The sequence below is a fragment of the Luteibacter jiangsuensis genome, from assembly GCF_030812295.1.
Lineage (GTDB): Bacteria > Pseudomonadota > Gammaproteobacteria > Xanthomonadales > Rhodanobacteraceae > Luteibacter > Luteibacter jiangsuensis_A.
In genome coordinates, this window is record NZ_JAUSSK010000005.1 from 512,629 (window position 1) to 521,771 (window position 9,143).

Here is a 9,143-nt window from a genome sequence, read left to right on the forward strand (position 1 = left end):
CAGCCGCGGCACTGGCCGTGGCTGGATCTGTCGTCACCTGCCGAGGTTGAACTGCAACCGCCGCCTTAGCGTCACGGTCATCGGTTCGCCGTTGCGCGTGGCCGGCTTGTATTCCCAGCGGCTGACGGCATCGATCGCCGAGCGGTCGAAGACGTGCTTGGGTTGCGCGTCGACCACGGCGACATTGGTCACCGTGCCGTCGGTGCCCACCGTCAGTTCGACGTCCACCCAGCCTTCCTGGTTCGCACGCATGGCGGCGGTGGGATAGCGCGGACTGACCTGGCGGATGAGGACGGCGTCGCTGATGGCGTCGGCGTCCGCGGCGGGTGCGCGTGGCGCCGCAGCGGCCGGACGCGTGGCGGCCGTGGGGCTCGCTGCCTGCGATTGCTGGGCCACACGTGCCGCCTGCTCGCGAGCCGCCTGCTGGCGCTGCGCTTCGGCGGCAGCCGCCTGCTCCGCCTGGAGCTTCGCGGCCGCGGCGGCATTCTGCTGGGCAAGCTGGGCTTTCTGCGCATCCACCGCCTGTTGCTGTTCGCGGTCCAGCGTCTTGCGCTGGGCGTCGAGCTTGGAGCGAAGGATCGTCAACGTGTAGTTCTCGGGGTCGGCCTTGGCCAGGAGATCGATTTCCCGCTGTGCCTCGTTGAAGTCGCGCTGATTGATCGTCTGCTCCGTGGCGGCGGCACCGTAGGAGAACGTCTCCCGCAGCGCATCCGCGGCCACCGGATTCCCCGGCTGCTTTTGCAGCACCTTCATGTAGAACTCGAAGGCATTGTTGCCTGCCGGGGCGACGAGCCGCTGCTCGTTCATCGCGGTGCGCGCCTCGGCCAGCAGCTGGTCGACGCTGAGCGCGTCCACGTTCGCAGGAGGCGTCTCGCGGGTGGCCGCTGCCTTTTGCGATGTGGTGGGTACCGGCGATGTACCTGTGGCCGCATCGCGGTAAGGCTTGATGATCAGGAACCAGGCCGCGACCGCGAGCGCCAGCACGATGGCGATGACGGCGAGGGTGACGGGATTGATGGCGCCGCGGGCTCGCGAGCGCGCGGAAAAGCGATGACGGTTATCCATGGCGTTACAGAACGGACTCCGCAAGGCGCGCGCCCCCTGATGGCTTGACGCGGAGAACCCCCCGTCCTCCGCAGCGCGATGTGGCGACAAGGTAACCGTAATGGGCGCGTGAATCCAGTTGGACGGTCTAGGAGCTTTTCCCGGGCCGGCAAAACCGTACCCCGGAAACGAACGACCCCGGCCAGGCCGGGGTCAAGTTTTCGAAGTGACTCCCCGCGCTGGGCACCGCGGGGAGCTAATTCGCAAAACGTACTTTCTTATTGGAAGGTGACGCTTACTTGGCCTTGGCGGCCTTGGTCGCACGGACCACCTTGGCGGCGGCAACCTTCTTCGAAGCAGCCTTGCGCGGTGCAGCCTTGCGCGCGGTCTTCTTGGCGGGGGCCTTGCGAACGGCCTTCTTCACCGCCTTCTTGGCGGCGACCTTCCTGGCGGGCGCCTTGCGGGCGACCTTCTTAGCAGCAGCCTTCTTCGCCGGCGACTTGCGGGTCGCGGCCTTCTTGGTCGCGACCTTACGGGTCGAGGCCTTCTTTGCCGGCGACTTGCGCGCGGCGGTCTTCTTCACGGTGGACTTCTTCGACGCCTTCTTGGCGGCGGACTTCTTGGCAGTGGCTTTCTTGGCAGTGGCCATAGTTCTTCTCAGCTCCTCATCAGTTGGCAGTGGTTGCCCAGTAAAAGCGTGGAGGAACGCTTCGACCAGCAGGTCGCTGTTCGTAGCGTGCCTCAAATTGTTCACCTGGCGGCGAGTACGTTCATCGGAAAGCAGGCGGAGGATGTGCAGCGGAATCGATACTGTGATCTTTCTTACCGAGCCCGCTTTCGAACCATGCTCCACGTACGGCCTGATGAATTTTCCTGTTTCCATTTCCGGTTCCCCGTCAATTGACGCAAAAGCTATTCCTGAACATTTCCGCTGTCAATAAATTTTGGCTCTAAATTGAAGACCTTGCGGACGCATAGCCCGGCCTTCCCTGCCATCGCCGAGGCGCATCCGCACCCAGCGCGACAAGCACCGCGGATATTTGGACATCTAAAACAAAACATACCGTGCAAACAAAACGGTTCAGCAAACACCTTAAATAAAGGCATTTTTCGTTCGCTCTGGGAAACGACCAAGACAAGCGGCGATGCCAGACACCGTTCGTGAGACATCGCCCAAGAGGCCTCGTCAGGACCCTTCCCCGGGGATGAACGGAGTTCGACTGGGGGCAAAAATAATTTTTGCCGGACCCTCCCAAACGGACAAAAAAATGCCGGTCGAGGACGACCGGCACCATGTTCGGGCTTGCCGAGGGGATCAGTGGTCTTCGTTCTCGCTCAAGTGGGCGTATTCATCCGGACTGAGCAAAGTGTCGAGTTCGGCCTTGTCGGAGATCTCCAACTTGAAGATCCAGCCGTCGCCGTAGGCGTCCTCGTTGATCGTCTCCGGCTTGTCGCTGAGCGAGTCGTTCACGGCGATCACCTTGCCGGAAACGGGAGCGTAGATATCGGACGCGGCCTTCACCGATTCGACGACGGCGACGCCGGCGCCAGCCGTGACTTCGCTGCCCACTTCCGGCAGCTCGACGTAGACCAGGTCGCCCAGCGCGACTTGCGCATGGTCGGAGATGCCGACGGTGACGGTACCGTCCTGCTCGACGCGGACCCATTCATGGGACTTCTGGAATTTCAAATCGCCGGGGATTTCGCTCATGGGTATGCCTCGTTGTCTCGGGACGGTCGCTGATGTGACGGCCGATTGTACCGTTCTATGCGTTTCAGGAAAGCATTCGGACCGGTTGCGGGGTAAAAAGAAGACCCCCGTGGTGCGAGCCGGGGCGACACGCAGGCAGTTCGCCGACACGAACCCCACGCTTCCACCGACAGAAGACCGCCGGCACGGGCGACTACCTTGTCCGTGCGGCTCGACTTCGGCGACGCCGCATCGGCCTAACCCTCCCCTGCTACGAGGTGACAGCCCACATCCCCCGCGGTGCGAGCCGCGAACCAACATCAAGGACTACCCATGAAACGGATCCTCAAGTTCACCCTCCTCGGCACGGCCCTCGCCCTCGCCCTTTCTTCACCTCTCATGGCCGCGGAGGTCACGTCGGTCAACCAGGCACGGGAAGAAACGGCGAAGGCCATCGCGGCCCTGGTCAACGATCCCACCTTCGACGCCACGCTTCGGGAACAACTGAGCAAGGGCAAGGCACCACTGGCCGACGTACTGCGCGACTATGCCGGGCATGGGACGCAAGCCAGGGAAAACGCGACGACCAGCTTGCGCGACCTGGAGCGGCAGGCCATTCGCCTGCGTGGCCTCGACGGCGCATTGGATGCCCTCTTCGATATTCGCGTGCATGGCGTGGACAAGAGCCAACCGATCACGAGCATCCGCGGCTTCTGGACCGCGACCGTCAGCAAGGACTTGACCACCGGCCAAAAGCAGATCGTGGCCTATGACCCCTCCGGGCGTGAGCAGCGGTTCTCGCTCGATGCGGCCCCGGACGTACCGATGTTGATCGTGGAGTCGGACAGCTCGGCGGCACTTCAGGCCGGCATGACTGTCATGAATGAGATCCTCCGCGACAGCGGCATGCAGGCCCCCACGGCCACCGGCAACTTGCGCGCGGTCAACACGTCGGAAGAACTGACGATCCTGCAGGAAGTCCGGCTGGAACACGACCACGAACCCAACATCCAGGGCGACGCGGAGATCTTCGCCATCGTCTCCGGCGTGGCCCCGGACGGGACACCGCGACTCGTCACCAAGGACATGCCATGGCTGGACCACGACAAGCGTTGGTACAAGCCCGGCATGGACCTCATCAACTGGACGGACTACGGGACCAACTACGTCAACGTGCAGTTCTTCGAAGAAGACGGGAACACCAACTTCAAGGCACTCGCCGTGGCCGTCACCAAGGCGGTCGGTGACCTGGCGCTCGTCGTGTCTCCGGGCGCACCGCCTGCGCTGATCGTCGCCGGCGTATCGAAGGTAGGCGCCGAGATCCTCGGCGCCATGGATGAAAAGTGGTTCCAGAACGACGCCGACTACGTGGATTCCTTCTACGTGGTCGAACGCGGTGGCAAGTATGGCAGCGACGTAGCGCCGCTGGTCGGTGCGCGGGGCGAAGCCAAGATGGTGCTCGCGCCGTATGTCGTGAAGGCCCGGTGAAGTCGGTGGAGGGGGCCTCCACGGCCCCCTCCGCTCCGGCGTCCAGAGCGGATCAGTCGACGATGCCCGGCATCGGCTGGCCGTCACGGACAAACGGGAACTTCACCACGCGTACCGGCACTTCACGGCCACGGATATCGACGCGCACCTGTCCCAGTTCGCTGGCGGGCACACGGGCGAACGCCACGGACTTGCCCAGGGTGGGTGCGAAACCGCCCGAAAGGATTTCACCCTCGCCGGCGGAGGTCAGCACCTTTTGCCCGTGACGCAGCACGCCCTTGTCGTCCATCACCAGCCCGACCATGACCCGCGGCACGCCCGCTGCCTTTTGTTTCTCGAGCGCGGCACGGCCGATGAAGTCGCGACCTTCGTCCAGCGAGATGGTCCAGGCCAGCGAAGCCTCCCATGGCGTCACCGTCTCGTCCATGTCCTGGCCGTAGAGGTTCATGCCCGCCTCGAGGCGCAGCGTATCGCGTGCACCCAATCCGGCCGGGGCAACGCCCGCCTCGCGCAGCAGGTTCCACAACTCCACCACGCGCGTGTCGGGCACCACCACTTCGAACCCGTCTTCGCCGGTGTAGCCGGTGCGGGCGAGGAACAAGGGCATGCCGTTCGGGCCTTCGATCTCGATGGCAGCGAACTTGCCGAGCTTGGTGGCCTTCTCGCGAGCTTCTTCGGGAAGCAGCCCGATCATCTTCGCGCGGGCGTTCGGGCCCTGCACGGCGATCATGCCGAACTCGGGACGCTCGCGGACAGTGACGCCGAAGCTGGCCGCCTGCTTCTCGATCCAGGCAAGGTCCTTGGCGCGGGTCGCCGCGTTCACGACCAGGCGGAAGAAATCCTCGCGGAGAAAATAAACGATGAGGTCGTCGATGACGCCGCCGTTTTCGTCAAGCATGCAGGTGTAGAGCGCCTTGCCGGACTTGGCCAGCTTGTCGACGTTGTTGGCCACGAGCCTGCGAAGGAAGTCGCGGGTACGATCGCCGGTGAGGTCGACCACGGTCATGTGCGACACATCGAACATGCCGGCGTCCTTGCGGACCGCATGATGCTCCTCGATCTGTGAGCCGTAGGCGATGGGCATGTCCCAGCCGCCGAAGTCGACCATGCGGGCGCCCAGCTCGCGGTGGGTGGCGTTGAGTGCGGTCTTGTCGGTCATCGTCGTACCTTGCAGGGGAGTGGCGGCGGGTGCAGCCTGGCATTATCAGGCTCCTGGTGCTTCCAGTCCAAGCGCGGTCGCAACATCGATCGCCGACCGGGTCGGCGATTTCGTGCGGTAGTCCTGCTAGCCTTTGGTGCATGGCGACAGCACCACCCCTCCCCGGCTCGGCCACACTCACCCGCGACACGGGCGGATCGCGGCTGACCATCTCGGGCGACTGGACGCTGGCCCATTATTCCGACCTCCAACGCCGAGCCAACGAGCTGGCCGGGTCGATCGATACCGGCATCGCCATCGACATCCACCAGCTGGGCGCCCTGGACACCTCGGGCGCCTTCGTCATCGCCGAATTGTTGGGCAGTTCGCGCACCCAGGCCCTGGCCCAGGACGACGCCCTTCCGCCAGCACGCCGCGCGCTGCTGAAGACCGTGGGCGATGCCATCGATACGTATTGCACCGGCGTGAAACAGCCTCGCGAAGCCGGTTTCGTCGCTACGCTGGAGCGCATCGGCAAGGCCATGCAGGGGTTCTGGAAGCAGACCGCCAAGCTGCTGGCCTTCATCGGCATCACCTTGCAGGGCTTCCTCGCCACGGTATGGAGGCCGCGCCGCTGGCGGGTCACTTCGCTGGTGTCACACATCGAGCAGACGGGCCTCGATGCGGTGCCGATCCTCGCCCTGCTCTCCTTCATGGTCGGCTGCGTGGTTGCCTTCCTCGGCGCCACCGCGCTGGCGAGCTACGGCGCCAGCCTGTTCACGGTCGACCTGATCGGCTTCGCCTTCCTGCGCGAGTTCGGCGTGCTGCTCACCGCCATCCTGCTGGCGGGCCGAACGGCCAGTGCGTTCACGGCGCAGATCGGCTCGATGAAGGCCCGGGAGGAAATCGACGCCATACGGACCCTTGGCCTGGACCCGGTGGAACTGCTGGTGCTGCCACGCGTGCTGGCCCTGGTCGTGGCGCTGCCGCTGCTGACTTTCCTGGCGATGATCGCGGGGATCGTCGGTGGCGGGGTGGTCTGCATGGCGGTGCTCAAGATCTCGCCATCGATGTTCCTGTCGATGTTCCAGGCGGACATCTCGCTCACCCAGTTCCTCGTCGGCATCGCCAAGGCACCTGTCTTCGCCTTCATGATCGCCGTGATCGGTTGCATGGAAGGCTTCAAGGTCTCCGGCAGCGCCCAATCCGTCGGCGAACACACCACCTCGGCCGTGGTGCAGTCGATCTTCGTGGTGATCCTGCTCGATGCGCTCGCCGCCCTCTTCTATATGGAGATGGACTGGTGACGCGAGAGACCGTCATCGAGGTCCGTGGGCTGGTCAACCGCTTCGGATCGCAGACCGTGCACGAGAACCTCGACCTCGACGTCTATCGGGGCGAGATCATCGGCATCGTCGGTGGTTCGGGTACCGGCAAGTCCGTGCTGCTGCGCACGATCATCGGGCTGGTGAGGCCGGTGGCCGGCGAGGTACGCGTGTTCGGCGAAGACCTGCTCGCCCTGTCCGACGAACGGCGATCCCAGGTGGAGCGCCGCTTTGGCGTGCTGTTCCAGAGTGGCGCGCTGTTCTCTTCTCTCACGGTGGCCGAGAACGTGGCCCTGCCCCTGGTCGAGCATGCGGGCCTGCCCCGCGTGGATGCGCAACGCCTGGCCGGGGTGAAGCTCGCCCTCGCCGGGCTGCCCGTGGATGCGGGCAGAAAATACCCGGCGCAGCTTTCCGGCGGCATGATCAAGCGGGCCGCCCTGGCGCGCGCGCTGGCCCTCGATCCGGAGATCCTGTTCCTCGACGAGCCCACCGCCGGGCTCGATCCGATCAGCGCCGCCGCCTTCGACAGCCTCATCGTGACCCTGCGCAACGCGCTGGGCCTCACGGTGTTCCTGGTGACGCACGACCTCGACACTTTGTATTCCACCTGCGACCGTGTCGCGGTGCTTTCGCAACGGCGTGTGCTGGCGGCCGCACCGATCGACGAAGTGGCGCGCACCGACGATGCCTGGGTCCAGGCTTATTTCAATGGGCCGCGCGGCCGCGCGGCCGCCCGCGTCGCTCATCCCGGCAAGGACTGAAGACCATGGAAACCCGTGCCCATCATGTCTTGATAGGACTATTCACCGTCCTCGTCGTCCTCTTCGGCCTTGGCTTCGGCGTCTGGCTGGCAAAGGCGCATTCGGACCAGGAGTGGAATTACTACGACATCGTCTTCAACGAGGCGGTGACCGGTCTCTCCAAGGGGGGCGCCGTGCAGTACAACGGCATCCGCCTGGGCGACGTCATGCAATTGCGCCTGGACCCGGAAGATCCGCGCCGCGTGCTCGCCCGCGTCCGCGTGGAGGGCGACACGCCGCTGCGCAAGGATACCCATGCCAAGCTCGCCCTGACCGGGGTGACCGGCGTGGCGATCATCCAACTTTCCGGCGGCTCGCCGGGCAGCCCGCCGCTGGTGGGCCACGATGGCGAAGTGCCGGTGATCATCGCCGATCCATCGCCCTTCGCACGCATCCTGGCCAATGGCGAGGATCTCATCACCAATATCAACCAGGCGGCCGCGCGGGCCAGCGAATTGTTGTCCAAGGAAAACGTGCACCGGATCGAGAACACCCTCGATCACCTGGACAAGACCACGGGCGTGATCGCTGACGAGCGAGAGGACATCCGTTCCCTGATCAAGCAGCTGGCCCTGGCCACCCAACAGGCCAACGACACGCTGGCCGAGAGCCGCACCCTGGTGCACAACGCCAACGGCCTCATCGATGGCCAGGGCAAGGCGACACTGGAAAGCGCACAGCGCGCGATGGCTTCACTGGAGCATTCGATGGCGTCGGTCGACCGCCTGCTCAACGACAACAACGATGCGATCAACGGCGGCGCCGCCAGCCTGGGCGAACTCGCGCCCGCGCTGCGCGAACTGCGCGACACGCTGGGCTCGCTGCGTTCCATCACGCGCCGCCTCGATGAGAATCCCAGCGGCTATCTGTTCGGCCGCGAAAAGACCAAGGAGTTCACCCCATGAGCCGTGCCCGCCTCGCCGCTCCGCTGGTTCTCGCGCTACTGACGGCGTGCTCGATCCTGCCCAAGGCGGAAGCGCCACATATCTATACGTTGCCGGCCGCGCCCGGCGCTCGCCCCGCCTCGCCGGCACCGGTGAACTGGGCGCTGCGCATCGTGGCACCGAACGCGCCGCGCGCGCTGGACAACTCGCGCATCGCGGTGGTGCCGGAGTCGAACACCATCACGGTGTACGGCGGTGCCCGCTGGGCCGATACCTCACCGCACCTCTTCCGCGAACGCCTGGCCGATGCGTTCCGCGATACCGGACGCGTCGCCGCGATCAGTACGGACGACAGCAACCTCGCGGCCGACTACGAACTGGGCGGCGGGCTGGGCGCGTTCCAGACCGAATACGTGGGCGGCAAGCCGGAAGTGGTGATCCGCTACGACGCGGTGCTGGCGAATACACGCAAGCACCAGATCGTGGGCAGCCGTCGCTTCGAGGTGCACGAGCCGGTCGATGGGAAGGAGGTACCGCGGGTAGTGGAGGCCTTTGGGCGGGCGATGGATAAGGTGTCGGCGGACGTGGCCGGGTGGACGTTGCAGACCGTGCCGGCGAAATAGGTTGTCGCACAAGAGCATCGCCGACAGGGTCGGGGGGCCCCCCCCCCCCCCCCCCCCCCCGGGGGGGGCCCCCCCCCCCCGGGGGGGGTAGAGGGGGGGGGTTTGGGGGTGCCCCGGAGTTGTGGGGCCGCGACGCCGGCGGGCGCCCCCA

Annotated in this window: 9 protein-coding genes; 5 read left to right on the forward strand and 4 right to left on the reverse strand. The window is 65.3% G+C overall.

Annotation, left to right across the window (positions count from 1 at the left end; translation table 11 throughout):
* Positions 1-33: 33 nt before the first annotated feature.
* The 3 genes from J2T07_RS18555 to gcvH form a co-directional block, all read right to left on the reverse strand.
* On the reverse strand, positions 34-1,065 hold the full coding sequence (locus tag J2T07_RS18555) for an energy transducer TonB (protein WP_306852135.1): 1,032 nt from the start codon (positions 1,063-1,065) through the stop codon (positions 34-36).
* A gap of 274 nt (positions 1,066-1,339) precedes the next feature.
* Complete coding sequence (metJ, locus tag J2T07_RS18560) at positions 1,340-1,927, reverse strand: met regulon transcriptional regulator MetJ (protein WP_306852137.1); 588 nt, start codon at positions 1,925-1,927, stop codon at positions 1,340-1,342.
* 432 nt (positions 1,928-2,359) lie between these two features.
* Positions 2,360-2,755, reverse strand: a complete 396-nt coding sequence (gene gcvH, locus J2T07_RS18565) for a glycine cleavage system protein GcvH (RefSeq protein WP_306852138.1) — start codon at positions 2,753-2,755, stop codon at positions 2,360-2,362.
* Positions 2,756-3,067: 312 nt separating this feature from the next.
* On the opposite strand from gcvH, the gene J2T07_RS18570 reads away from it, so the two are divergent.
* Positions 3,068-4,222 (forward strand): DUF3103 family protein, encoded by a 1,155-nt coding sequence (locus J2T07_RS18570; RefSeq protein WP_306852139.1) that lies wholly within the window; start codon positions 3,068-3,070, stop codon positions 4,220-4,222.
* Positions 4,223-4,274: 52 nt separating this feature from the next.
* On the opposite strand, the gene gcvT is transcribed toward J2T07_RS18570, so the two are convergent.
* Positions 4,275-5,381, reverse strand: a complete 1,107-nt coding sequence (gcvT, locus tag J2T07_RS18575; protein ID WP_306852140.1) for a glycine cleavage system aminomethyltransferase GcvT — start codon at positions 5,379-5,381, stop codon at positions 4,275-4,277.
* 140 nt (positions 5,382-5,521) lie between these two features.
* On the opposite strand from gcvT, the gene J2T07_RS18580 reads away from it, so the two are divergent.
* From J2T07_RS18580 to J2T07_RS18595, 4 genes are read left to right on the forward strand one after another with little or no spacing between them, the layout of a single operon-like run.
* Positions 5,522-6,667, forward strand: a complete 1,146-nt coding sequence (locus tag J2T07_RS18580; RefSeq protein WP_306852141.1) for an MlaE family ABC transporter permease — start codon at positions 5,522-5,524, stop codon at positions 6,665-6,667.
* Complete coding sequence (locus J2T07_RS18585; protein ID WP_306852144.1) at positions 6,664-7,446, forward strand: ABC transporter ATP-binding protein; 783 nt, start codon at positions 6,664-6,666, stop codon at positions 7,444-7,446. The genes J2T07_RS18580 and J2T07_RS18585 overlap by 4 nt, the downstream gene beginning before the upstream one ends.
* Positions 7,447-7,451: 5 nt before the next feature.
* Positions 7,452-8,390 carry an MlaD family protein gene (locus J2T07_RS18590; RefSeq protein ID WP_306852146.1) on the forward strand — a complete coding sequence of 313 codons (939 nt, stop codon included), beginning with the start codon at positions 7,452-7,454 and terminating at the stop codon, positions 8,388-8,390.
* Positions 8,387-8,992 (forward strand): ABC-type transport auxiliary lipoprotein family protein, encoded by a 606-nt coding sequence (locus tag J2T07_RS18595; RefSeq protein ID WP_306852148.1) that lies wholly within the window; start codon positions 8,387-8,389, stop codon positions 8,990-8,992. The genes J2T07_RS18590 and J2T07_RS18595 overlap by 4 nt, the downstream gene beginning before the upstream one ends.
* The last annotated feature ends 151 nt before the right edge of the window (positions 8,993-9,143 follow it).